This window comes from Pedobacter agri, assembly GCF_032678665.1.
Classification (GTDB): Bacteria; Bacteroidota; Bacteroidia; order Sphingobacteriales; family Sphingobacteriaceae; genus Pedobacter; species Pedobacter agri_A.
The window spans coordinates 144,284-170,366 of the sequence record NZ_JAVTSH010000005.1; the positions used below are offsets into that span (position 1 = coordinate 144,284).

A 26,083-nucleotide genomic window follows, 5' to 3' on the forward strand; every position below is an offset into this window, starting at 1 on the left:
CCAACTAAAATTTTAATATCAGGGTGTGAAAAAATAATCGCTAAAAGCGGGGTGGAATCGCTTTGCCTATATTTTTCACATCAGTTTTTAACTAATCATCAATTCCTATTATGTTCAAAAAAATTAAGCTACCGGCAATATTGTTTTTGCTTTTGCTTTCCCCATTTGTACGTGCACAAAATCTATCTATCTCAGGCACGGTAAAAAGTTCATCAGGAGAAACACTTCCTGGCGTTTCTATATTTGTAAAAGGTACCAAGCAGGCTGTAACCAGTAATGGAACAGGTAGTTTCTCCATTACTGTTGCCGGCAAAAGTACCTTGGTATTCTCTTATATTGGTTTTGCTACAAAAGAGGTCGAGGTATCTGAAAACAGCAAAGTGCTGGATGTGATCTTAAACGATGGCGATAATGCATTAGATGAAGTAGTGGTTACTGCTTTGGGCATATCCCGGCAAAAAAAATCTTTAGGTTACGCCGTTCAGGAACTTAAAGGTGAGAGCTTGACCGAAGCCAGAGAAAGTAATTTAGTAAATGCACTGGCGGGTAAGGTTGCCGGTGTTCGTGTAACCAATAGCCAGGGCGATATGGGATCGTCAAGAGTAGTCATCCGTGGAGAAACTTCCATATCAGGTAATAACCAGCCGCTTTTTGTGGTGGATGGTATTCCAGTAGATAACTCGCAACTTAATTCTGCCGGCGCAAGAGATTACGCCAATACGATTTCTGATATCAACCCAAATGACATCGAATCGATCAGTGTGCTTAAAGGACCAAATGCAGCTGCATTGTATGGATCGAGAGCGGCGGCTGGTGTAATCATTATCAAAACCAAATCAGGTAAATCTAAAAAAGGTTTAGGGGTTACCTTCAATTCTAACGGAGTAATTGAAAGTTTACTTACCCTTCCGAAATATCAGGATGTTTTTGGCCAGGGATCTGAAGGTAAATTTAGCTATGTAGACGGCAAGGGCGCCGGCACAAATGATGGTGTGGATGAAAGTTGGGGACCAAGAATGGATGGGAGATTAATTCCTCAGTTTTTTTCGAAAGGAGTAGCTGTTCCATTTGTAGCCAACCCTGATAATGTACGTGATTTTTTTGAAACCGGTTATTCACTTTCTAATGGTATTGCTGTTGAAGATGCTGGAGAGAAATTCGATTATCGCTTATCTTACAATAACTTAAAGCAGGTAGGCGTGGTGCCAAACTCCGGGCAAGACAAAAATTCATTCGCGTTGAACACTACTTTAAGAATTACACCGAAATTAACCCTTACCGCCAACGCAAATTACAGTAAACTTGGGTCAGATAATTTACCTGGAACGGGTGGTTCAAGGTCGACGAGTACCATGCTTCAGTTTACCTGGTTTGGAAGACAGGTAGATATCAACCAACTGAAAAACTATCTCGACGAAAACGGGAACACTTTTAACTGGAACAACAGCTATTACAGTAATCCTTACTGGGTGGCTTATGAAAATACAGTATCGCAAAACCGGAACAGAATTATTGGAAATATTGGTTTGAATTATAAAATTACTGATGGGCTAAATTTCAACTTCCGTTCAGGAACAGATTATTACAATGATCGTCGTAAAATCAGAATTGCTTATGGCACCAACGGAACCCCATTTGGATCTTATAGCGAAAGTGCGTTTACTGTAAACGAAAATAATACCGATGCAACATTAAATTATACTAAACAGCTTAATGATGATTTCAGTATTGAGGCTTTACTTGGAACGAATATCCGATCGAGATATATCGAACAAAATGATCAGAGTGCGCCACGACTTGCCGTTGCAGGTTTATATACCTTGAGTAATTCGAGAGATCCATTGACTTCCTCTAACAATTACAGTAAACTAAAATCATACAGTGGTTACGCATCGGCACAAATTGGATTTAGAAATTACCTTTTTGCAAACATAACCGCCCGTAACGACTGGTCGTCGACATTGCCGGCACAAAACAGATCTTATTTCTACCCATCATTTAACGGAAGTTTGGTGTTGACGGAAGCCTTTGATATCAAAAGTGAGGTGTTGGATTATGCCAAAATTCGTGGGGGTTGGTCTAAAGTTGGTAAGGATGCTGATCCTTATCGTTTGATTAACACCTTTTCGTTCAGCGCACCGTTTGGAAGTAATCCTCAACTTACGGCATCTACTACAGATCTGAATCCTGATTTAAAACCAGAAACCACTACATCATCCGAGTTGGGGGCAGAGGCAGTTCTATTTAACAAACGCCTTCGTTTTGATGTGAGTTTATATAATACAAACAGTTATGATCAGATTTTGAGTGTTGATGTAAGCCAAAGTACGGGATTCAGGTCGAAATTGCTGAACGCCGGAAAAATCAACAACAAAGGTATAGAGGTTCAATTGGGTGTTACTCCCGTTAAAAAACAACTTACCTGGGATATTGATGTCAACTATGCGGCAAACAGAAGTAAGGTAATTGAGCTGGATAAAGCAGGTTTGCTGCAAAATTATGTTGTTGCAACTAACTCTGCACAGGTAATTGCAGCTGTTGGCCAACCTTACGGAACGCTTTTCGGAAATGCATTTCTAAGAGATGGCAACGGAAATATCGTAGTAAATGCAACTGGTGCACCACAAACCGATCCTACCAAAAGGGTTTTAGGTAAATATACACCAGATTGGATTGGTGGTATATCGAATACCTTCAGCTATAAAGGCGTGAGTTTAGGTGTTTTAATTGATGCCAGCTTTGGTGGCTCGATTTACAATGGTACCTACGCAACAGGAACTTACACAGGTGTTCTGGCATCAACGTTGCCAGGCAGGGCTGCAGAATTTGGTGGCATTTCCTATTATTATCCCGGAAATGTGAAAGCGAACGGAACAGTGAGACTGGCTGATGGTGCTGCAGCGCCGGCGGGTGTAACTGTTTACGATGATGGTATCATATTCGATGGCGTAACGACCGATGGAAAACGCAATGAAAAAATACTTCCTGCACAAACCTATTATAAATCGTTTCGTACCATTGATGAGGCCAATATATTCGACGCTTCATACGTAAAACTCCGTGAGATTAAGTTGAGTTATAATCTTCCTGCAAAATGGACTCGCCCTTTAAGTTTGCAGGGCGTGTCGGTGTCGCTGGTAGGTAGAAACCTGGCCATCCTGCACCGCAACGTAGACGATATCGATCCGGAAGTAGCCTTCAACACTGGCAACGGTCAGGGTTTAGAAAGCCTATCGAATCCAACGACCCGCACTTATGGTATCAACTTAAATATCAGATTTTAATCCTATCCCCATGAAAAAGAAATTTCTATATATCATTGCTTTTGTTTCGCTATTAGCAGCATCTTGCAGTAAAGAACTTGATGAAGTAAACATCAATCCGAACGCAACAGAGAATGCACAACCCGATTATTTACTTACCGCTGCAATTAAAAATACGGCCGATGCATATTGGGGAACCACCAATAATATGAACTCCAGCCTGCTTTTTGTGCAGCATTGGGCAAAGGTTCAATACACCGAAGAAGACCGCTTTATTTATTCAAACAGCAGTTTTACATCTTTGTGGTCTACACTGTATTCGCAAAGTATCACCGGTTTCAATAAAATCATCGAAATTGGAAATACCACTGCAAACCCGAATTACCGTGGGGTAGCTTTAACTTTAAGATCGTGGTCGTTTCTTTTGCTTACAGATGCTTATGGCGATATTCCATATAGTCAGGCAGGAAAACTGAATGAATTTATTACCCCAGCTTATGATAAACAAAAAGATGTTTATTTCGGTCTGCTGGAAGATTTAAAAACGGCTAAAAATGCACTCGATCCTGCCGGGAAAGCCATTGCAGGTGATATTATCTACAGTGGAAATATCACCAAATGGAAAAAGTTTGCCAATGCCTTAAGACTGAGAATTGCTTTAAGAATTGCAGACAGAGAGCCTGCAAAAGCAAAACAAGTATTAGATGAGATTAAGGCTGACGGCGATTTATATATTAGTGATAATGCCGATATAGCGCAGCTGATATATCAAATTTCTCCACAACAAAATCCAGTAAGTGCACAATTCGATACACGTGATGATTATCGCATTAGTAAAACAATTGTTGATAAATTATTCTTACTGAATGATCCACGTTTGCCGGTTTATGCCAGTAAAACACAAACTGCAACCCCTCAGGAGTATGTTGGCTTACCAAATGGATTAACCAATTCGGAAGCCAGTAATCTTGGTTTTGCAAGAACCTCGAAACCAGGAACCTATTTTTTGGCACCGCAATCTCCAGCTGTAATTTTCAGCTATGCAGAATTATTGTTCGACAGGGCAGAGGCGGCGGCAAGGGGTTTGACCACAGAAAATGCTGCTGATCTTTATAAACAAGGCATAACGGCTTCAATAAAACAGTTTGGCTTATCAGATGCTGCCGCGACAAGCTATCTTGCGCAGGCATCGGTTCAATATGATGCCACAAATTATAAAAAATCAATTGGTGAGCAAAAGTGGCTGGCGCTGTTTGGTCAGGGTTTAGAGGCCTGGGCAGAGCGTCGCCGTTTAGATTATCCGCAACTTACGGCGTCAGTAAATACAGTATTAAATGGCCAGATTCCGGTACGTTTCATTTACCCTGGAACGGAGCAATCGTTAAACGGACAAAGTTATAAAAACGCGGTGGCTAGTCAGGGTGCTGACTTGTTAACTACAAAGCTTTGGTTTGATGTAAATTAACGATGAATAAAAAACATTAGCTAAAAACGCCCCTGAAAATTTATTTTCAGGGGCGTTTTTTTTATGATATCGCTTTGAAAATGCTTAATTTTTTGATGATGATCCTAAAAAATTGCAAATTGCAGGAAAATCCTAAATCAATGGAAGTGACTAGCACCTTTTTGCAAATCACAACTAATTAATCAGACCAAACCAACGTATCAATGGAGCAAAATTTAAAACAACCAGAAAGTATTGAAGTACTAATCAAAAGAAAAGACTTGTTAAGAGGAGTGATGTTGGGTTTGGGTATTGTATACCTTGTCGCATTTGGTATCCTGGTCTATCTTGCGGTTACAAAAGGCTTAAGTAAAGTTTCAATTGCACTTATTCCAGTATGTTTATCTCCATTAACATTACTTCCCTTATTACTCAATTTCAATTCCTTAAAAAAAGTGATTGCTTCAAAAAATGCTTAGATCATTTTTCGCTTAACAAATTTAAAATGGTTTAACTGGCGGGTAGATAGCGTTCTACCCGGCTTGCGAAATCATTCAAATCAAAAGGTTTATTGATAAAATCTTCAGCGGTACATTTGGCCTTCACAGCGTTTAAATGATTATTTGCCGACATCATCATTACGGGGATATCATGTGTTTTGATATTCGTTTTGAGCTGTGTGCAGATATCGATGCCATTTCCGTCAGGCAGCATAATATCTAGAATGACCATGTCTGGAATGCATTGCCGCATTTGTTGCCAAAAATCGCTGGTGTTTCGGCAAGCCTTTACTTCATACAATTCTTCAGTAAGTAAGAACTCGATAATCTCTCTGATACCTGGATTATCTTCTACAACATATATGCACTTTTTCATAAGCTTTATGTTTTGTATATAGGCTTAACGGTCATCGTTATCAGATGTTTAGCTTAGTTTTTCACATCACAAGAGTTATCAACCTTTTAAAAAATCAAATGGAATTACAGCAAACTTTTGTGATGCTTTTGTGGTTGATTAATAACATCATTTATTACAGCCATGAAAAACATAAAAACAGCTTTTGCAATTCTTTTAACAATCTCTTTAGGCAATAATTTATATGCACACGATATTTTAGGAGATATGCCCAGGCAGCCTGAATCGGGCATGATACAAGAGGTTTTACCACCGGAAGTATTTATGAATCAAGCTTTGCTTTATGGATTAAAGGCGACGCAAATGAGCGGCATAGCAGCGCAAAATGGAAGTCAGAAAGTGAAGGGTTTTGCTCAAACGATACTCGATGCACATGCTCAGGCCAATACAGAACTTTTAGCGTTAGCCAAAAGTAAAAACATCACTTTAACAGCAAGTAAAAATGAAGAAGGGCAAAGACCAGATGGTAGAGTTGATTCGGCTCCAACAACATTGCAGGATACTTCTAGAAACCAAAATCAGGGAGAAGCTGGAAATACGGGGCAGCCGAAAGGTGTAATGTTAAATGGATTTGCAATGCTTCGAAATGCTGATCTTCAGCAATCGGTAAATAAATTAAAGGATGTCAAAGGGCAGGATTTTGATCAGGCATATATTACTTCCAGTATTCAGGATCACCAGAATTTAATTGTCCTTTTCGAAGCAGGTTCAAAATCAACCGATGCGGCGGTAAAGAAATATGCGAAAAAATATCTTCCTAAATTTAAAACACATTTAACGCAGCTAAATGCAATGTTAAAGGCAAAATAACATCAAGGCAGCTCAATCAACTGCCTTGATGATTAAAAATTAGTTATGAGAAGCATCGCTTTCAAAACCAAAAATTGCTAAACGTACTGGCTTAGCAGAAACTTTATGTTTTGCTGTAACAGCAAAAGTTGATAGATTGATTTGGTGTACCTCGCCCAAAGCTGGCATTGCGATATAAGCAAATTTACCAGTTGCTTCAAGTACAGGTTTATAGGTATCTGTACTTGAGGTTGCAGCAATCACCGATCCTTCTTTTTTCAACGTACCTGTTGTTAAATCATATACTCTCAATTTTCCGTCTAAAGTTAAAACCAATAAATTTTTTCCTGCAAAATCAACCTTGCATTGAAAGGCGTCAGCTCCGCTGTAAATGGGTGTAATTTTATCTGTTGCAATATCGATCAGGTAAGCACCTTTTGTTGCCACATAACCGATAAACTTTTTCGCCGATTCTGCGTAATAGATGCTGGCCAATCTAAATGCACCAAAACCATCAGGATTCGGAATTAACCTTTGTTCGCCTGTAGATTTAACTACTAAAACACCTCCCGCAGTTGCTGCAGAGCTGCTAAAACCACCGAAAACAGCGTTTGTTCCATCGCTTGCGTTTCCATGAATGGCGCCGATTTCAAGCGTAGAAGCATAAACTGTTTTACCTGTTTTATCAATTACAAGCACACGATTTGGAGATGCTCCGGAAACAGCTGTTGATGTTACTGCATAAGTTCCGTTTGTAAATTGTGCCATTGCTCCGTGATGCGGCAACAAACCTGCGTTAACCGTAGCAAATTTTGCTCCGGCTGTATTAAAATCGCTCTCTACAGCCCGGCTCAACGTTCCATCACCATCGTTAAAAATTAAACTTTCATTGGCTTTGGTTTTAAAATGCGTTGGCTTGATACCTGTTGCAGTAATGCTTGCCCATTTCGGACTGTTTAGCACATCTACATGATCTACGTGAGAAGCAAGGCCACTATCAAAAACTTCCACTAAATTTTGGGCACCATAAAGCACCGTAGCGTATCTACCTGATGAGGTTGCGTAAAGATTAGCTAAAGGAAATTTAGCATCGAAAGCAGTTATTGCCGCTGTTGATGGATCTACCAAAGTAAGTTTGTTCGAGGTTTCATCTGAAGTAAGCAACCTTACATACTTAAATTCTTTTGCAGCTGTTGTCGGTGTTTCCTCAGGTTGTGCGCTGTCTTTTTTACAGGCTGCAAATACAGCAGCAACAGCAACAATCATTGCTGCTTTTTTAAAATTGTTTTTAGATAACATTAGGTTTGATTTTTATTGATTAATTAATTTTTATACTAATTCCTTTAATGGTTTGCCAGCCTGCTTTATCAGTTATTCTGATTAAAAAATGATAATCGCCTGGATCAATATCTGCAGGCACATTTACTGATGCCGTGGCTTCATATTTTTTTTGCCCTGCGGGAATACTTACCTCTCTGATAAGCAGAAAGGGCTTTACGGGAGTTTTAATGGCCTCCATATTGCAACTGTTTACTTCAGTACTGTGAGAATGATGATCAAAATTGTGATGGATATCGATGCTCATTGATCCTAATTCTACATTGTCGCTTACCTGTGTTTTAAACGTAAATGTTTCTCCACGTTTAATTACACTACATTGCTGCGGAAAAGAAGTAGCATTTGAAATAATTTCAGGGTAAGTGGTGTCAATATCTTCCGTTTCCTTTTTACAATTGCTCAGCAATAAAACGGATAAAGCACATAAGCCAATAAAACCTGTTTTAACTGGATTGAATTTATTTTTCATAATTATCGATTTACTTGTCAAAATGTTCTTCAAACTCATTTTCCTTACCTAACTGATCTACAATTTTGAGGTGCACATGATAGTGGCCTTTAGGCGCTGCGGTAACATCAAGGTGTTTATGGAAATTATAGCTGGTTAAGCCAACCATAGCAGCATCGGTAAACAGGAAATCTTTTTCCCATGCAGCGCCATGAACTTCCACCTCAATTCTGGCAATTTTGTTAATCGCAGCAACTGTAGCTTCAACATGCAGATCATTTCCAGCTGTATTTAAGCCAACCTCAAATCCGGTGGCATTGGGCATTGTTGGGTCGTATTTAATTTCCAAATCGCTGGTAATTTCAGTTGTTCTCCCCAACAGATCAGTCACTTTAATCGTTACGATGTAATTGCCGAGTGCAGCAGTTGTTGGTACATCAATATGTTTATGAAAATTTGCATTTTTTACATTTGCAAAACCTTCAGTATATTTTTGGTTGAAATTCCATCCGGTACCTGTTTTTGGTTTAATACTTAAATCAACGCTAGCCAAGTTACTTGCAGCAAAAAGATCGGCTTCGAAATGAATGTCTGTTCCCGGATAGGCAGTTTTGTTGTTGTTAGTGCCTACCTCCAGATTCGTAATCGTTGGTAGATCTGTAATAACTTCATCTTTTTTACAGGCCGTAAATGTTGCTGCAATAATCAGCAGGGCTAAAAAGGGTTTTGTAATTTTGTTCATTGTGGATGTTTTTTGTTGATGGGTATATTTGAATTGTATTATTTTCCAAAAGGGATTTTTAATGAAAGCACTAGATTTCTTCCTGCTTCAGGAAGTTCGATAAGACGGTAGAAACTGGTATGGTTTAAATATTTTGTATCAAACAGATTTTGAACTTGCAGGCTTAACTGGAGCGGATTACCGTAAAGGAAAAGTTTTGTTCCGGCTTGTATGTTCACTACCTGGTAACCCGGAGTTTTCTTTTCTGGTGGAACAATGTTATCCTGCTTACTTGTCAAGCGATAATCGATGGAGAAATAAGTATTTGATAACTGCCTGCCTATTTGAGGAGAGTAGGTTAAATTTATCAGGGCAGAAGCGGGTGGAGAAAATGGTAAGGTAAAGCCTTTTTTCTCTCCAGATAATTGTTTAGCCTGTAAAATTTCTCCTAGAAACTGAGTGCTTAAGTTTTTAAAAATTTCATATTTAAGCTGAAGCTCTCCACCAAACCGCTGTACGCTACTTTGTGCGTATTCGAAAATTTGATTGCCTGCACCATAAGCATAGTCGTGTCCGGAAGTCGGGTTTAAATAGATGTAGTTAGGGAAATAATTGTAAAACGGACTTAACTGAACAGACCAACGTTCATCATTCCACGCCAGACTTAAATCGGCCTGATACGATTTTTCAGGCGATAAATTTGGATTTCCTTTTTCGTAACTGAAATAGTGATAATTTACGCCATTTGCACCAAGTTCTTTCGCAATTGGCATCCTGAAACTTTTGCCCAAGTTAAACTTTAAACTGAATTTTTCAAGGTTGTAGTTTAACCCGGCAGACCATACCAAACTGTTAAAGGTTCGGTTTAAATTGGCGGCACGTTGCAGGTTTTGCTGTGTTACCGATCCGTTTATTGTGAGGTCTGACGGAAACCAGTCGTTGTACTGAAACATTTCGATTTGTCCGCGATCATAGCGTAATGCACCATGCAATAATAAATTTTCATTGATCTTAAATTTATCATAAACGAAGGCTCCAATTGTTTTTTGCTTAAATGCCGGAACTAGAAAACTCCACCCATTAATATCGTTGGTTTGAACCTCAGCATTTATTCCAACAGATAATTCATGCGCATCTATGGTTATCCTATCTCTTAAATTTCCTGAATAAACTACTTTGTTAAATTCCCGCTCCAAATCGCTGGGGATTTGTAAAGTAGCGGGATAATTTGAAGGCATAAAACCATGATTTACATACTGGCTAAATTCCTGCCTGAAGTTTTTCTGATAACCTAATTCAAGTTCGATTTTCTGATTCGGCAACTGATAGCTTGACTTGTTGATTAATTTAAAATGATTAACCGACTGATAAGGATGTAAAATATCTCTGTTTGAACCGTCGTGAAGATCTTCATTTACACGTCGGGGTTCAAGCCCATGCGCATTGGCAAAGAAGCCGCTTTTGGCAAAAGTATTGCTGAGGTAAAATATGGATCGGAATTTTTCACCAATGTAGCCCGTATTGAAATGAAATCCCGTTTCACGCCCTGCGGTATTCCGCAAATGATTTTGATATAATTTTACGGCATAATCGTATACAAAAACCTGGTCTGTGGGTACACGATAATCGCCGTAGTTCTGGTAGGTAAACCGCGAATCGAAAAACCATTTTTTGTTTCGGCCATAAAAGTTGGTCGATGTGCCGTAAAGATTGTTATTGCTTTTCGCAATTAAATCGACTGAGCCGCCCATGCTGTTTACAGTAGGGATGGATACCGGAAGAATATCAATAACTCCACCAATGGCATCAGAGCCATAAATAAATGAGGCAGAGCCCTTAATCAATTCAATTTCGCCGGTAGCGAACTGGTCGATTTCCAGCCCATGATCGGCACCCCATTGCTGTCCTTCGTGTTTAACACCTTTATCAACCACTACCACCCGGTTAAAGCCTAAACCTCTTATCAATGGTTTCGACTGACCCGAACCAATGCCAATGATTTTAATTCCCGGGAGGCGTTCCAGGCTTTTCATCAGGCTACCACCAAGGTTTCTTTGAATAAAATCCTGATTTAGAACTTCGATGTTCATCGATTCTGCTTTCCGGCGATCCTCAACATGCTCATCTTTTATGGTAACATCATTCAGTTGTCTGATTTCTTTGTTCAGCAATATGTTTTTAATTACCTGCTGATCTTTGATTTCAACTTTGATGATGGTTTTGCTAAACCCAACTGCACTTGCTATTAACTTATAGGTGCCTTTAGGCAATGCCGCAAAATTGAATTTGCCACCATCATCAGTTATGGTATTGTACGAAGTATTTTCAATATAAACTGTGGTGTGTTTTACCGGTGTTTGGCCATTTAAAACGACACCGCTAAGTTGAAATTGTTGGGCATACAACTGTTTAAACCCAATAAGGCAAAGAAATAAGAAAAGAATTTTACGCATTACAAATGGCCGAAGCCAATGGCTAAATGATCAGCACAATCAGATTAATTGTAACTCATCGCATTAAAAATTGAAGAAAGTGGTATAGAAAGATGGCAAAATGCCAATCGCAATTGTTAAGCGATTACAGGTGGGCCTTTATTGGTAAAGCCTTGAAGTGTAAATTTGTAATTGCCTACAAATACGCCGGTATTGCAAATGTTTCCTTTTGGAAGAGGAAATGAAATAGAAAAGGGTAGTGGAAGCACGATGTCTTTTCCATGTTTATGAAAAATGTAATCACAAACGGAACATTTTTCTGAGAAAGAAATGTTTTCTTTTTGATCAAAAACATGCTCAATCTCATTTTTGCTATGCGCATGGATGATTTGAACAAAAGAAATAAACAAAAAAGTAAACACCAATAAAAAGCTGATTGCTTTTACCCATGCCGTTACCCAATTTGATTTGTTAATTCTCATTTACGCCACAAAGTTGCATTTAATTCTTTAAAATACAATAGCGGTTTTTAAAAAAAAATGAAAATGTTGTTGAAGTTTTATTCGGCAGACTTAATAATCGTTTAATTTATACAAGAAGTTTTTAACATAATGAAGCGAAATTTTACGTTATTAATTGGTTATTTAACTGATAGGTAACGCTTTAAGTTTTACTGTATACTAATTTAGCAGACAGTATGGTACAAATAAAAATTACACCCTGATACGTATTGACTAAGTAATGAAAAAGTAACAAGTTTGAAATGTTAGAATTAAATCAACGGGACGATTTAGATTAACATTGATAGAGCGTTCAATAATTGAACGCTCTTTTTTCATTTTAAATTTCTTCATCTTCTTCTGATTCGTCTTGCTCATCAATGGCTTCATCGAGCTGGGTACCTTCGCCGTCGGCAAAGGGAATTTCTTCTTCGGTATAGCCTTCATCGTCGCTTTCCAATTCTTCATCTAGCTCATCAGGTTCTTCTGTGTAGCTTTCATCGCCGTTTTCCAAGTCTTCATCTTCATCTAATGGATCAGGTGCTGCTGTGGCAGAAAACGTATCGTCTTCTTCTGTTTCTGCATAACCTTCAGCTGATTTTGCGCCAGAACGGTCAATTTGAAATTGCTCAATATTCTGAATTTCTTCGTTTTCTTGTGGTTCTTGATCTGGATTTTTCATAGTATGATTTTTAATTTTACAACATCATCGATCAGGAATAAGTTTTTTAAAAAGAATTATAAAGACATCAAATATTAAAAGCGTTTACAACATTGTAATGTTAATTAGCTGTTATTTTTCGATAAAACTTTTAGGTTAGATTTATTTTTGCTTTCTTGCCGAATAATTCACGTTCGCCTAAATGAAAAATCTTTCCATAAGTTTAACTCCAGCTAAATGTGAGCTTTTGGACAATATACTCAATGAGTTTGATGAAGAAGTTTACATCAAATCTGATCGAGTACTCAAAATATTCAGAGGAAATGGTACGCTTGCATCAGATTACCTGGATCTTTTGGTTCAGATGAACCTCGTAATTTTGGTAGGCCAGGTTGATGGCGTACCATTGCCGGCCATGGTTGGTAAACAAGCCGGTGTGGATATGTTTATTAGTGAGGGCGGTTTTAAAAGGCGTTATGCGTTAAATAAGTTAGAAGAAGATACCGGGAAAAGTATCTTCGATTTAAAAAACGAAAACCTCGACCTCAAGGAAAAGTTAGAGAAACAGGAAAAGCTGCTAAAAAACCTCGAGCAAAGTATTACAGAACAAGGGAAAAATATATTAAATACATGGCTGGCCCGTATCGGCTTTCTATTGCTTGGAATTATCCTCACAGCCTCTTATTTTATTTTTATTCATTAGCTTTTGTAGCATTAGGCAATTAAAATAAAGTGCTGGCGCCCATAAAACTGTTCACAATTGGCATAATTTCTCCCCCTAAATCTACTGCATTCCCAATCCCTACACCCCTAATTGCGGCCAGTTGATCTGTAGTTTTTGGTGGTTTAGCCGCAATATTTAATAAAGCTACATCCGAAAGAACAGTATGTTCTGGCACATTTCTTTTTTTGCTTACGCTGTTTCTCCAGTTAACCAGGCTTTGATACAGTTTTTGATTCACGATTTCTTTTGGAAGTTCTATTTTACTCGTGAAGTTTTTTCTTTGTGTTAATTCGTATTTATTACTGGCCGCTAAGTAAGTGCGTGTATATTCCTCAATGGAGAAGTTTTTCCAATCGAAATTAAATAAAGCCAGTTTCACATTTAAGGTATTTAAAGTTGAAATTAATAGGGCCAGGGTTTTTTCTGAATTTTCATCGGCTAATAATTTCAGAGCAGTAAACTTTGAGATTTCTGAAATCACCATCATTATTTTCGGGTTGAAATAGGTTGATGCCTTGCCTAAACGCTCAAGAAATTTTTCGTCAGCCAGGAGCGCATCTTTAGAAATTTTAGCCACTTCCTGAGTCCTGAATTTTAAAGCCACATGAATTAAATCTTTGTTCAGGATGTTTGTGTTAAGGTCAAGCATGGCTTGGAAGGCTGCATTTTCATCGAATGCACTAAATTTAGCTTGCCCGATACTTATCCAGCTTGCTTTTAATGATGTAAAATCAAATAAATCATCGATCAAGTTCCAGGCATATTCTTTTTTATATTGAGCAAGGCTTTCGGACGTTGGAATTTGACTTACAGCCTGAGCAGTAAATCCGATAATGCGTTTATCGGTGATGATATTTTCCATTTTCACCGGAGATTTAAGTATCAGGCCTGCCAGCGTTTTGCAACGGCTTAAGGCAACATAGGCTTGCCCGTGTGTGAATGATGAGCTGATGTCTACAATGGCTTTTTCGAAAGTTAAACCCTGACTTTTATGTATGGTAATTGCCCAGGCCAGTTTAAACGGATACTGTGAAAAAGATCCTGTATTTACTTCCTCAATTTTATTTTCTTGCTGATCGAGATTGTATTTAAGGTTTTGCCATTCTTCTCGCTCCACTTCAAAATGTACTGCATCATCTAAAAACTGAACACTCACCCGATCATTCGCAATGCTTACAATTTTCGCCGCCTTACCGTTATAATATTGTTTTTTGCCAGATGAATCATTTTTAATGAACATCACCTGGGCACCAACTTTAAGCTGTAAAACTTCATCAACAGGGTAAGCATCTTTCGGAAAATCGCCCATAACTTTGGCCGTAAAAGCATGAAGTTCACCATCCAGTTTATCAAGGCAATCCTGATTGATTTGCGTAACCAGGTTATTGTGCGTGGTTAATGTAATGTATTCATCTTTCCAAACCTCATTTAAGCTCGCATCGAAGTGTTCGTTTAATTTATCCAGCAACGCTGGAGTTAAGCAATTTTCTCTTATCCGGTTTAAAATATCAAGAAATAATGGATCTGATTGCCGGAAAACCTTTTTTAACTCAAAAGTGATGAGCGAAATTGATTTTAAAATTTGGCTATCAAAAAAATAGGGACTGAGGTAGTACGCTTTCAAAATGTGCCAGGCATCATGCGCAATGGGTGAGAGCTGGTACAAATCACCAATCATCAATACCTGTACGCCGCCAAATGGCATGTTAGATCCTTTTACCTTTTTCAGCGATTGATCAATAAAATCGATCATATCTGCCCGAACCATACTAATCTCATCAATTATTAATAATTCAAGGCATTTTAAAAGCTTGGTTTTTTCTTCGTTATATTTTACTTCTTTAAACTGCTGATCGCCAGTAACCGGAATAATTGGTCCAAAAGGCATTTGGAAAAAAGAATGGATGGTAACACCGCCGGCATTAATTGCCGCTACCGCAGTGGGCGCTACAACTGCAAAGTTTTTCTGTGTTGTTTCCTTAATCTTTCGCAAAAGGGTGGTTTTTCCTGTTCCCGCTTTGCCCGTTAAAAAAATAGGTTGATTGGTGAATTTAATAAAGTCGAGAATAAGTTGATTATCTTGATCGGTAGGGCTGGTTGGGTTCATCTTATTCGGTAAATCTTGCATTAAATCTTCAATATGTCGTGCAAAGATGCGCAGAAAGCGCCTAAACAATGCCTTAAATTAAACCTGATTTATGCACATTTTAAAATGATATTATTTGGAAAGTTTATTAGGCATTTAGATTAACAGTCAAAAAGATTAATGTAAAACTTAATCTCTTTTTTATTGTGCGGTTTTTTATGCATATTTTATAGTTCTGGTTATCAATATGTTCAAATGTATTAGTTCTTTCACGACAAAAATAACAGTATTAATTTTTGGTTGCTAATTATTTTAGTATAAATTTGTTTTGTTCGCAATGTGCGAAACATTAAATAATTAAGCAGGAGAGCTTGTTTTAAGCTTTCAAACGAAGAGGAGTGATATGACTGTTACAGTTTTAGCAATATTAGAAACAGATTTTAAACCGGATCTTTCTTTAGGTAAAATTATGAATGAAAGATTGAAAGTTGCCGCTGACGATTTAAGAGATATACATTTGCAAGCCCTGGAAACTGTTGGGCAACGCACTGATGATGTTGTTGTTTATATTAGCTATAATCCGAAATATAAAATCAGGTGGCGTATTGTGAATGATGTACCTCATGATGTGGAGGGTTTTGTAGCCAAAGTCTGCGGTGATTTAGGTTACATTCAGTGGAAAACTGCTGTTATGAACGTTTTTAAGGGAAACGAATAGACTGCCCGTTATGCAGTATGCATTGTTTAATGGAGAACGAAAGCAAGCAGTAAAGAGAGGAATTGGAACTTGTATTGGCTGTGGGCAAAAAGTTATTGCTAAATGTGGCTCAGTAAAAATTCACCATTGGGCGCATGTTTCGCTCAATCAATGCGATTCGTGGTGGGAAAGCGAAACTTTGTGGCATCGCGAATGGAAAAGAAATTTCGCCGCCGAATGTCGTGAAGTTAGCTTCTTTGACGATACAAGGCAGGAATTTCATCGGGCAGATATACATACAAGCAATGGAATCACCATAGAATTTCAGAATTCTTCGATGAATAGCGATGAACTTCAGTCGAGAGAACGCTTTTATCCAAAGCTTATCTGGGTAGTAAACGGGTTAAAGTTTAAAGGTTTTAAGATTGTTAAATCTATTCCAAATCCGCTCGATCCTTTAATGCAAAACTATGAGTTCTGCATTTCAGAGCATTTGTCGCTAATTCGCAAAAACGATATTTTGGCTGAGAAACTCCATCCCGAAATGCTTACATTTCATCATGAGGAACTGAAAAACATTGCTTTCTCCACCGCATTTTATTCTTTCAGCTGGCGAAATCCACATCAAGCCTGGTTAAATGCTTCATGTCCAGTTTTCATTGATCTGGGCGGCCATTTCTTATATCGCTTAAGAAAACGACATCAAATTTCCTCAAATTATAGCTATTTACAACTTGTAAATAAGAAGGATTTTATTAAAAAGTATAACGGGAAGTAGATCGGCATTCATCTTAATTTTATCTCATTTAATATACTTAATTTTCCATTAATATCATTGTTTTCATCACCTCCTATAGGTTTGTTTCTTGTTTACATCTATATTTAAATACCTAGTATTAAGTATTTTAAACTGAAACTGCTTTTCTTATTATTGGGTAGCCAATCAAGATCATACCCCTCGAAAGTATAAATGCTTTCTAGCCATTCTCCTAATTGCCCTGCGGCTTGTTGGCCAAAGGAGATTTTTCTTTTCTGAAAATAGGAAAATATCTTTTAACTAAACTTTTACTTTAAAATGCCACACGTAACCTTCATTCATGGAATAGCCAACAAACCAGACGAAAAAAAGCTGAAAAAAATCTGGCTCGATGCACTGGCAAATGATCTGCTGAATAATGATGACGCCATTGATCTTGGTGCAATTGGAATAACATCATCGATGATTTACTGGGCGGATGTTTTATATGATAAGCCAGCAGAAGATGAGGTTTTTGAAAGTATACGTGATGATGAAAGTAGTGAGGCGGTAATCTCTGAAGCAGCGAAAGATCCTGATATGGCCTGGAGGGAAGGACTTAGCGGTGAGGAAAAAAAGCTGGTTGATTCTCTGGCTGCAAAACTCTCATTTGATGTATTGATGAATGATGATGCCGTTCCTACAGAAGTAGAGATGGCTAAAACATTGGAAAGGATTCCTTTGCCTTGGTTTGTTAAACGCAGGTTAATGAAATGGTTGTTAAAAGATGTCCATCATTATCTATTCAACAAAACATTCAGTCCGAGAGTGGGGGAAAGCTTTGTCGTTCAGGATGAGATCCGCAATCGGGTACTAAACAAATTAAACGATGTAAAAACCGATTTGCACATTGTGATCAGCCACAGCATGGGCACTGTGATCATTTACGATTGTTTAAAAAGGGTGGCCGATTGCCCGGCAATTGATGGCTTGATGACTATTGGTAGTCCGCTGGGAATAGATGAGGTACAAGATAAATTTGCGCCTGAGTGGAACCGCGAGAATGGATTTGCGGAAAAAATCAAAGGACCATGGATTAATATTTATGATTCTCTAGACCCAGTGGCAGGTTTTGATGGAGATATTGCCAATGATTATAAACAGAATGGAACAGAAGTTATCCAAGTAATTAATGAACAAAACTGGGGTGCCTGGCGACATGACATTACCAATTATTTAAGCGGGCCAAAATTGCGGGCTGCACTTAAATTGATGTTAAAAATATAACCTTAAAATTATGGAGCCTGCGGCGTATTATGTTCAGATAAAAAAAGCTTTAAAAACCTACGATTTAAAAGCAGTGGATAAAATCTGTAATGATTTAGTGATGGTTTTGTATAAAACCGACGATGTTTTTGATATTGCAGATTTAGAAAAGATTATCCAGGAATTAAGAGATAACCGTTTGTTTGCCCTTTTGCAACACGTTGGCAATGCACTGATTCAAACAGAGCGGTCATCGAACAGAATCAAATCGCAATATGCGCAGGCTTTGATTGATCAGAATAACCTGATTTCGGCCATTAGCATTTTAAAAGACCTTGAGTTTGAAACGCAGGATTACGCCATCGGAAGTAATCAAAGCATTAACCTGGAATGTAAAGGATTACTGGGCCGTGTTTACAAACAGGTTTACGTTAATGCCGATAATCCTAAAAAACTGCAAAATCAAAATTTCCTTAAAACAGCAATCCAGTATTACTACGATGGCTATCTTGTTAATCCGAATGAGAATACGTACCATGCCATAAATGTGGTAAGCTTACTTACCCGTGCAAAGGCAGATGGATTAAACTTTGCTGGTTTTCCAGATGAACATGCATTGGCAGAAGATATTTTAACGATCATAGAAGCGCAATACGACAGCCAAAATGCCAATGCCTGGGATTTTTCTACTGCTGCCGAAGCTTGTATTGCATTAAATAAACCTCAGGATGCGCTGGAATGGATGAGCGGATATGTTCGTATGCCTTACGTTACCTCATTTCAGTTGGGCAGCTCATTAAGGCAATTGGAACAGGTATGGCGTTTAACACTCGATTCGGAAGCCGGATTACTTTTACTGCCACTTTTGCGTTCGAAATTTGTAGAAAAAGAGGGTGGAAGCATGATCATTGATGCCGCCAATTTGATGAACCAAAAAAATGAAGCTAAAAATATTCTTCAAAAGTATAAGGAGTTTAAAAAGAATACGCAAAGCAGCAAATCTAACATTCACCTAGAGAAGGTTTTCGGCGAAGATTCATTCAGAACATATAGGTGGTACGCAAAAGGATCAGACCGGTGTTTGGCAGTGGCGAGGTTAGGACGCGACAGTTCGAAGGGTTTCGGTACAGGCTTTTTGTTAAAGGGGAAAGCCTTACATGAGTCTTTGGGCGATGAGTTGGTATTGCTCACAAACGCTCATGTCATCAGCAATGATCCGGCAGAGAAGGCACTTCGCCCTGAAGAGGCTGTTGTGATTTTCGAAGCTTTAGACCGGGATAAAGAATTTAAGCCACTTGAGATTATCTGGTCGTCGCCGAGCACCGCATTAGATGTAAGTATTTTGCGTTTTAGCCCGGCAGAACAGCAACGCCTGAAAAAACTCACCCGAAAAGTAGAAATTTACCCTGTTTCGCAATATTTACCAGTGATCGATCCTGAGAGTGATTCGCAAAGAATTTATATCATAGGTCACCCTTTCGGAGGTACGTTGCAACTTTCTTTTCAAGATAATATTCTGCTCGATCATGAAGATCCCAAAATTCATTATCGCACACCCACCGAAGGGGGAAGTTCGGGCAGTCCGGTATTTAACCAACAATGGGATTTAATTGGATTACATCATGCTGGAAGTTCTGAAATGCGTTGTTTAAATAACAAACCGGGAGAATATGAGGCCAATGAAGGGATTTGGATAGAATCCATCAAAAGAGCATTTTCAAAATTTTTAGAAACCAGGGCCGATCAGCCAAATAATTAAAATAAACCTTGTTTTAAATCTACTTCTTTCATCCTCGCCCGAATTACTGCGTAAGTGATTTGAGAAAATAGGTTATTAGGCGCATCTCTTACAGCATCGATTTCATTCATTCCATCTGGCGCTAAAATGCCATATCCACCATAATAAATCGGCTTGGCATTGATAATGGTGTTGTAATCAGATTTTCTAACCATTAACCAAAATCCGGGATTCAGGCAGCTCACAAAATTGGTGTTCAAGCCACCGCCTAGCTCAGTTTTGGCAGCTTGTGTAAAACCAAGCTTAACGGGCTGGCTTTGAAAAAGTACTTCGGGCGCCCGGTCAAATAAATTATCTAACATGCCGCTAATGCAGTTTACCGCTGTTTCTGTGATACCTGGAAATCCAATTAAGGAAAAAAGTTCTTTTGCCGCATCGGTTTTTGCAAAAGAAAATACTTGGTTCCACCAGCGTGGTTTTTCATGTTTTACCACTTTTAATGAAATTTGCCCAATGCCACCAGGTAAAGAAATGGGTTTGTTCCCTAAAGCCTGTTCCGTACTTTTTTTAAAATCTTTTGATTGAGATTTGGCACTTTTTATCTCATTGTATAAATCAAGCCCACCATTAATACAATAGAAAAGTTTCTCTAATGCACCAATTTTCTGTTCCTGACCAATTTGGAGCTGTAAGGTCGCTTTCGTATCCCGATCAATATCTTCGTTGCTGCCAATTTTGAATCCTTCAAAATCAAGCAGCATATTAATGTCAGGTCGTTCTGAGGTTCCGGTTAAACTTGGCGCAACTTCACTGGTATTTAATACCCGCTTATCTCCATCTGCAAGCTGTAGCAAGATGAATTGCGTCGGGTCAGCAATGTCAGTTCCGGCATTTTCGAAAATACTTTTGGTGTTCTCTTCAGTTGTTACTGCGCTTTCCCATTCGGCCTGGTTAAAAAGCTGATTGTTGCTGGTGGTAAAGACTCCCATAAGATTTGGTTTTTAATAAAAATAATGATTTTCGATTTGATTGTAAATACTTAATAGTTAGTAAATTGAATTAATTTCAGTGTTTCTTGTTTTAGGTTGCGTTATAACTTTGTTGCAGAATAAATCTTCTGGTTTTGCTGCTTGTTAAACATATTTGATGATATTTAAAGATGAAAAAAATAGTTATTGTTACCTTTTTGTTCTCCATATTCATTCTTCAAAAATCTATGGCACAAAGCCCTGCTGTATTAAATCACATCGCTGTATACGTTAGCGATTTAAGTAAATCGACCTCATTTTATCAAAATGTTTTTAGTCTGAAAATTATCCCTGAGCCATTTAAGGATGGGAAACATACCTGGTTTAACATAGGTAAAGCGGGTGCACTTCATTTAATAGAGGGTGCAAAAACCAATCAAACTTTCGATCGGAACGATCATTTATGTTTTAGCGTTTCTTCTATTGATGAGTTTATTAAGCTTCTGCAAAGCAGAAATGTTCCGTTTGAAGACTGGGCTGGAAAAGTAGGCGCAATAAATTTGCGTGTTGATGGCGTGAAGCAAATTTATTTCAGAGATCCTGATGGACACTGGCTGGAAGTAAATGATGCAAAATAGTAACAACAGTTCAAGCTTGTATTTATTAATTATCCCATTATGAAAAAAAATATACTCATCGCATTATTGCTTATAGGCTCAAATGTTTTTGCACAGAATGAAAAAGCTGAAACTGATTTTAAAGCTATCATGCAAAAGTACAATGCCGTAGGTGCCTCGGTTGCAGTAGTTAAAAAAGGAAAAATCGTTTACACACATTCATTTGGTTTAAAAGATTTAGAAAATAAAACTGAATTATCTAATCAGGATATTTTTAGGATTGCATCTATTTCAAAGTCGTTTTCTGCAACTTCGATTATGCAATTGGTAGAGGCAGGTAAAATATCTTTAGATGATGATTTTGGAGATTTAATTGGGTTCAAAATCCGAAATCCAAAGTTTCCAGATCAAAAAATTACGTTGAAGATGGCACTTTCCCATACTTCCAGTTTAAATGATTCTCAAGGTTACCTTAACCTCGACCTGATTAATCCGGATAAAAACCCCAATTGGGCAAAATGTTATAATAACTATGCACCCGGAACAAAATTTAATTACTGCAATTTAAATTTTAACATTATTGGTACCATCATCGAAAAAAAATCGGGTGAAAGGTTTGATAACTATGTAAAAAACCATGTGCTAAAGCCTTTGGGGCTTTACGGGGGCTATTGTGTAGATTCGCTTGATAGCACGAGGTTCGCCAAACTTTATGAATATAATGCTACGGATAAAACATTTGCACTTGCTACTATGGCCTATGCGCCACGAAGAACCGAAATTCAAAATTATGTAATGGGTTACAGTACACCAATTTTTTCTCCAACAGGTGGAATGAAAATTTCAGCTACTGATTTGGCCAAATATATGATCATGCACATGAATTTTGGTGCATCAAATGGCGTGAGGATCATCTCGAAAAAAAGTGCCAGATTAATGCAAACTGCCCTAACAGATGACGAAGGATATGGTTTAGCCATTAGGAGTTCGAACACCTTGATACCAGGCGTAGCGCTAAAAGGTCACACTGGCTCTGCTTATGGCCTGTACAGCACCATGTTTTTTAATCCAAAAGAAAAATTTGGGATAGTTATTATTACCAACGGCATAAATGCTACCTATACAGATGATTTCCCCGATTTCAGCAGGGCAGCGATTAATAGCTTATATCAGGATTTCATCGGGAAGTAATGATTTTTAAACAGGTGGTTTTCTCTTGAAAAGCATTCATTTTTTCTTTTTTAAAACTTTTGCACCGCTAAATGATTTATAAGGCAACACGGAAATAACGATTAAACTCACGTTCAACCCTTATAGAATGCCTGAATATTTACAATTTCCTGGAGAAGCATATCCGTTGGGAGCCACATGGGATGGAGCAGGCGTTAATTTTGCCTTATATGCAGAAAATGCTACCGCTGTAGATTTATGTTTGTTTGATCATGAACATGCAGAAACTGAAACCATCAGAATTAATATTCAGGAAAGGTCGCATCAAATCTGGCATGCCTACATTCCCGAAATAAAGCCCGGACAATTATATGGCTATCGTGTTTATGGGCCTTACCGTCCAAACCATGGCCATCGCTTTAATGGAAATAAGGTTTTATTGGATCCCTATGCAAAGGCAATTGCCGGAAACATTAGGTGGAACGAAGCACTTTTTGGCTATCAATTAGGCTCAGATGAGCTTGATTTAAGTTTTAATGAGGCAGATAATGCTGCTTTTATTCCGAAATCAGTAGTGATAGATCCTGCTTATGATTGGGAACACGATGAGCATCCGAAAATTAATTACAATCAGACAGTTATTTATGAGATGCATGTTAAAGGGTTTACCAAAACTCATCCCGACATTCCTGAAAATATCCGAGGTACTTATGCAGGTTTAGCGCATCCTGTTGCTATAGATTACTTAAAGACTTTAGGCGTTACTGCAGTAGAACTGATGCCGGTTCACCAGTTCATTTCAGATCATCACCTGGAAGAAAAAGGGCTAACTAACTATTGGGGCTATAATACCATTGGCTTTTTTGCACCCGATTCCCGCTATGCCTCATCTGATATTCGTGGAGAACAAGTGCGGGAATTTAAAGATATGGTTAAGGCTTTGCATAAAGCCGGCATCGAAGTGATTCTGGATGTGGTATACAACCATACTGGCGAAGGTAACCAGCTTGGTCCAACATTATCTTTCAAAGGCATCGATAACAGTTCTTATTACCGTTTAGAAGAGAACAAGCGTTATTATACGGATTATACCGGTACCGGAAATACGCTAAATTCGAGGCTGCCCAATGTGCTCCGTTTTATCATGGATAGTTTGCGATACTGGATTTTAGAAATGCATGTTGATGGATTCCGGTTCGATTTAGCTTCAACCTTGGCCCGAGAGTTACATGAGGTTAACCGGTTAAGCGCTTTTTTTGATATCATCCATCAGGATCCGGTAATATCGCAGGTGAAGTTAATTGCCGAACCCTGGGATGTTGGGGAAGGCGGTTACCAGGTAGGCAAGTTTCCGCCAGATTGGGCTGAATGGAATGGGATGTACCGCGATGTAATGCGTGATTACTGGCGTGGAAATCCGAATATGCTCGGCGAATTTGCGCAACGCTTTTTGGGAAGTCCGGATTTGTATGAGGGCGATTACCGACGGCCAACAGCAAGTATTAATTTCATTACCGCACATGATGGTTTTAGCCTTCATGATTTAGTTTCCTATAACCATAAGCATAACGAAGCCAATCTGGATGACAACAATGATGGCGAAGATCATAACAAATCATGGAATTGTGGTATAGAAGGAGAAACCGATAATAAAGAAATTGTCAGTTTAAGAATGCAGCAAAAAAGAAATTTCCTGGCTACGCTGTTTCTGTCTCAGGGTATTCCAATGCTGGTTTCGGGCGATGAAATTGGTAAAACACAACATGGAAATAACAATACCTACTGTCAGGATAATGAACTCTCGTGGATTGACTGGGAAAATGCAGACCACGCTCTATTGCACTTTACAAAAGAGTTAATTCGCTTGCGTTTAAACCATCCTAGCTTAAGGCGTAGAAAATGGTTTAATGGTTTGGACGTTGGCGATGGCGTAAAGGATATTGCCTGGTTCACACCCGATGGCAATCCAATGAAAGGTCATAACTGGGAGAAAGACTTTGCCCGGTCCATCGGAATTTATTTCCATGGTGAAGGGATACAGAGCAAAGGGCCCATGGGAGAAGATATCTTAGATAACCACTTTTTTATCATTTTCAATGCGCATTACGAAGCATTGGCCTATAAACTTCCGAAATCGGATTATAGTAAAAGATGGCGGAAAATTTTAGATACAGCTAGTGGAGAGATATCAAAAAATGAACTAGAGGTTTATGAAGCCGCCCAGGATATTAGCGTGGCAGGAAGGTCGGTGCTGGTCTTAAAATCTGAGGAATAAAAAAAGCTCGTGTGTTTTAAAACCGAGCTTTTTGAATCAATTAAAGTAAATTGGCTAACCCATTCTTCGGGTAAATAACGGATAATATTTTAATGGTTGCCTTTGGGTTACTGATCACACTACCTTTAATTTTATGTGAAAAAGTATTTTCAGATGCAGGTATGTCTATTAAATGCGCACAGTCTATGATTGTATGCTCAGCATTTAATTTATTCTCTTCGTTCACAATTTCATTGCTCATATAAATAATTATTGATTTGCAAAACGCTGGTAAGTACTGGCAGATTTAATTCTTTCCATACTGATATAATCCTTCAATTTGGAAAATTCCATGCTTTGAACTGCCTTTATTGCAGATTTCAACTTTTCACTGCTTACTCCCAATCGTGTTGCCCAGTAATTGCGATCCTGTTCGTCGGCAATCTCAACTACCTCTTTTCTTGCTGTTGTCGAAATGTTTTGGTATTCCATCGGTTTATATTTTGGTTACAAATAAGATAAAAACACTTATTCAAATCATTTGGTTTTGATATTTTTAATAATTTTTATCAAAAGTTAATTTCCATCTAAATATTCAACCAATCGTAGATAAATATTTTACTGTTAGGCTTAAAGTTCGCCTTAGAGACCTATTTGATTTTGATAGGTCTTAATTTGTGATTTTAAAATTTAATTTACTGACCTTGAGTGCATTATCAATATTGAATAGAAGTTGAGTAAGCATTATTTTTAAATGCATTTCCCCAGAAACTCTTAAGAGGTGCAATTTTTTGTAATAAAATTATTACGTACAGAAAAATAATTATCCTAAGTTCTTCATAACCCTACTCATTAAAATTTAATGATTGTACCGCTGTTGGCTTATCAGCTATTGTTTGTTTAGACATCAAGGAAATCGCTTAGCTGAAAATGGCCTGCTCCCTGTATTGTTTTTTGTGTTGCTCAGGAGGCTGTAACTGTCCACACACCTAGGATATAAATTCTTAAAAAAAAGATGTAATAACGTTTACCGCTTAACAATGGCTTATACCCTCATTTACAGGTTTTGATGTACCTATAGTTATCAAAACCTTTTTTGTTTTTAAGCTGTTTAACGAATATCTAATCAAATCATATTATGGATGATAAAACAAAAACTGGCGGTGCTGATCGGAGTAAAATCAACATCAATGAAAGTTATGAGGTAGATTATTGGGCAAACAAATTTGGCGTAAGCAAAGATAAACTAAAAGCTGCTGTGCAAACGGTAGGCACGTCTGTTGCTGAAGTTGAAGAATTTTTAAAAAAGTAATAGC

General features: G+C 38.1%; 24 protein-coding genes. 13 read left to right on the top strand and 11 right to left on the bottom strand.

What is annotated here, in order from left to right; genetic code table 11:
- Positions 1 to 110: 110 nt before the first annotated feature.
- The 3 genes from R2Q70_RS11895 to R2Q70_RS11905 all read left to right on the top strand — a co-directional run bounded on the left by R2Q70_RS11895 (position 111) and on the right by R2Q70_RS11905 (position 5,186).
- Positions 111 to 3,284 carry a SusC/RagA family TonB-linked outer membrane protein gene (locus tag R2Q70_RS11895; protein WP_316807798.1) on the top strand — a complete coding sequence of 1,058 codons (3,174 nt, stop codon included), beginning with the start codon at positions 111 to 113 and terminating at the stop codon, positions 3,282 to 3,284.
- Positions 3,285 to 3,294: 10 nt separating this feature from the next.
- Entirely contained in the window at positions 3,295 to 4,728 is a 1,434-nt protein-coding gene (locus tag R2Q70_RS11900; protein WP_316807799.1) for a SusD/RagB family nutrient-binding outer membrane lipoprotein, read from the top strand.
- A 203-nt stretch (positions 4,729 to 4,931) separates the two neighbouring features.
- On the top strand, positions 4,932 to 5,186 hold the full coding sequence (locus R2Q70_RS11905; RefSeq protein WP_316807800.1) for a hypothetical protein: 255 nt from the start codon (positions 4,932 to 4,934) through the stop codon (positions 5,184 to 5,186).
- 31 nt (positions 5,187 to 5,217) lie between these two features.
- On the opposite strand, the gene R2Q70_RS11910 is transcribed toward R2Q70_RS11905, so the two are convergent.
- Positions 5,218 to 5,583 (bottom strand): response regulator transcription factor, encoded by a 366-nt coding sequence (locus R2Q70_RS11910; RefSeq protein ID WP_316807801.1) that lies wholly within the window; start codon positions 5,581 to 5,583, stop codon positions 5,218 to 5,220.
- A 162-nt stretch (positions 5,584 to 5,745) separates the two neighbouring features.
- On the opposite strand from R2Q70_RS11910, the gene R2Q70_RS11915 reads away from it, so the two are divergent.
- Positions 5,746 to 6,432, top strand: a complete 687-nt coding sequence (locus tag R2Q70_RS11915) for a DUF4142 domain-containing protein (RefSeq protein WP_316807802.1) — start codon at positions 5,746 to 5,748, stop codon at positions 6,430 to 6,432.
- Between the two features lie 39 nt (positions 6,433 to 6,471).
- Here R2Q70_RS11915 and R2Q70_RS11920 read toward each other — a convergent pair whose 3' ends face one another.
- From R2Q70_RS11920 to R2Q70_RS11945, 6 genes are all read right to left on the bottom strand, one after another.
- Positions 6,472 to 7,710 carry a hypothetical protein gene (locus tag R2Q70_RS11920; protein ID WP_316807803.1) on the bottom strand — a complete coding sequence of 413 codons (1,239 nt, stop codon included), beginning with the start codon at positions 7,708 to 7,710 and terminating at the stop codon, positions 6,472 to 6,474.
- A gap of 19 nt (positions 7,711 to 7,729) precedes the next feature.
- Positions 7,730 to 8,218, bottom strand: coding sequence for a DUF4625 domain-containing protein (locus tag R2Q70_RS11925; RefSeq protein WP_316807804.1), 489 nt, complete (start codon positions 8,216 to 8,218; stop codon positions 7,730 to 7,732).
- 10 nt (positions 8,219 to 8,228) lie between these two features.
- Positions 8,229 to 8,939, bottom strand: coding sequence for a DUF4625 domain-containing protein (locus tag R2Q70_RS11930; RefSeq protein ID WP_316807805.1), 711 nt, complete (start codon positions 8,937 to 8,939; stop codon positions 8,229 to 8,231).
- Between the two features lie 38 nt (positions 8,940 to 8,977).
- On the bottom strand, positions 8,978 to 11,371 hold the full coding sequence (locus R2Q70_RS11935; protein ID WP_316807806.1) for a TonB-dependent receptor: 2,394 nt from the start codon (positions 11,369 to 11,371) through the stop codon (positions 8,978 to 8,980).
- Between the two features lie 116 nt (positions 11,372 to 11,487).
- Positions 11,488 to 11,832 (bottom strand): hypothetical protein, encoded by a 345-nt coding sequence (locus R2Q70_RS11940; protein ID WP_316807807.1) that lies wholly within the window; start codon positions 11,830 to 11,832, stop codon positions 11,488 to 11,490.
- Positions 11,833 to 12,190: 358 nt separating this feature from the next.
- A complete protein-coding gene (locus R2Q70_RS11945) occupies positions 12,191 to 12,532 on the bottom strand; it encodes a hypothetical protein (protein WP_316807808.1) in 342 nt (113 codons plus the stop codon).
- A gap of 226 nt (positions 12,533 to 12,758) precedes the next feature.
- Between R2Q70_RS11945 and R2Q70_RS11950 the strand changes: the two genes are divergently transcribed.
- Positions 12,759 to 13,214 (top strand): hypothetical protein, encoded by a 456-nt coding sequence (locus R2Q70_RS11950; protein ID WP_316807809.1) that lies wholly within the window; start codon positions 12,759 to 12,761, stop codon positions 13,212 to 13,214.
- A gap of 19 nt (positions 13,215 to 13,233) precedes the next feature.
- On the opposite strand, the gene R2Q70_RS11955 is transcribed toward R2Q70_RS11950, so the two are convergent.
- The gene (locus R2Q70_RS11955) at positions 13,234 to 15,363 is read right to left on the bottom strand and encodes an HRDC domain-containing protein (RefSeq protein ID WP_316807810.1); all 2,130 of its coding nucleotides are present in this window, start codon (positions 15,361 to 15,363) and stop codon (positions 13,234 to 13,236) included.
- 361 nt (positions 15,364 to 15,724) lie between these two features.
- Between R2Q70_RS11955 and R2Q70_RS11960 the strand changes: the two genes are divergently transcribed.
- From R2Q70_RS11960 to R2Q70_RS11975, 4 genes are all read left to right on the top strand, one after another.
- Positions 15,725 to 16,039: a hypothetical protein gene (locus tag R2Q70_RS11960; RefSeq protein WP_316807811.1), complete on the top strand. Its 315-nt coding sequence runs from the start codon at positions 15,725 to 15,727 to the stop codon at positions 16,037 to 16,039.
- A gap of 10 nt (positions 16,040 to 16,049) precedes the next feature.
- Positions 16,050 to 16,796, top strand: a complete 747-nt coding sequence (locus R2Q70_RS11965; protein ID WP_316807812.1) for a competence protein CoiA — start codon at positions 16,050 to 16,052, stop codon at positions 16,794 to 16,796.
- Between the two features lie 297 nt (positions 16,797 to 17,093).
- The gene (locus R2Q70_RS11970; RefSeq protein ID WP_316807813.1) at positions 17,094 to 18,041 is read left to right on the top strand and encodes a hypothetical protein; all 948 of its coding nucleotides are present in this window, start codon (positions 17,094 to 17,096) and stop codon (positions 18,039 to 18,041) included.
- A gap of 10 nt (positions 18,042 to 18,051) precedes the next feature.
- Complete coding sequence (locus R2Q70_RS11975; RefSeq protein WP_316807814.1) at positions 18,052 to 19,779, top strand: serine protease; 1,728 nt, start codon at positions 18,052 to 18,054, stop codon at positions 19,777 to 19,779.
- Here R2Q70_RS11975 and R2Q70_RS11980 read toward each other — a convergent pair.
- A complete protein-coding gene (locus R2Q70_RS11980; protein WP_316807815.1) occupies positions 19,776 to 20,747 on the bottom strand; it encodes a hypothetical protein in 972 nt (323 codons plus the stop codon). The genes R2Q70_RS11975 and R2Q70_RS11980 overlap by 4 nt on opposite strands.
- A gap of 170 nt (positions 20,748 to 20,917) precedes the next feature.
- Between R2Q70_RS11980 and R2Q70_RS11985 the strand changes: the two genes are divergently transcribed.
- From R2Q70_RS11985 to glgX, 3 genes are all read left to right on the top strand, one after another.
- Entirely contained in the window at positions 20,918 to 21,364 is a 447-nt protein-coding gene (locus R2Q70_RS11985) for a VOC family protein (protein WP_316807816.1), read from the top strand.
- Between the two features lie 39 nt (positions 21,365 to 21,403).
- Entirely contained in the window at positions 21,404 to 22,534 is a 1,131-nt protein-coding gene (locus tag R2Q70_RS11990) for a serine hydrolase domain-containing protein (protein WP_316807817.1), read from the top strand.
- A gap of 127 nt (positions 22,535 to 22,661) precedes the next feature.
- Positions 22,662 to 24,788, top strand: a complete 2,127-nt coding sequence (glgX, locus tag R2Q70_RS11995; protein WP_316807818.1) for a glycogen debranching protein GlgX — start codon at positions 22,662 to 22,664, stop codon at positions 24,786 to 24,788.
- A 40-nt stretch (positions 24,789 to 24,828) separates the two neighbouring features.
- Here the strand turns inward: glgX and R2Q70_RS12000 are convergent, their stop codons facing one another.
- On the bottom strand, positions 24,829 to 25,029 hold the full coding sequence (locus tag R2Q70_RS12000; protein WP_316807819.1) for a hypothetical protein: 201 nt from the start codon (positions 25,027 to 25,029) through the stop codon (positions 24,829 to 24,831).
- Positions 25,030 to 25,037: 8 nt separating this feature from the next.
- The gene (locus R2Q70_RS12005) at positions 25,038 to 25,259 is read right to left on the bottom strand and encodes a DUF3606 domain-containing protein (RefSeq protein WP_316807820.1); all 222 of its coding nucleotides are present in this window, start codon (positions 25,257 to 25,259) and stop codon (positions 25,038 to 25,040) included.
- Between the two features lie 646 nt (positions 25,260 to 25,905).
- On the opposite strand from R2Q70_RS12005, the gene R2Q70_RS12010 reads away from it, so the two are divergent.
- Complete coding sequence (locus tag R2Q70_RS12010) at positions 25,906 to 26,079, top strand: DUF3606 domain-containing protein (RefSeq protein WP_316807821.1); 174 nt, start codon at positions 25,906 to 25,908, stop codon at positions 26,077 to 26,079.
- The last annotated feature ends 4 nt before the right edge of the window (positions 26,080 to 26,083 follow it).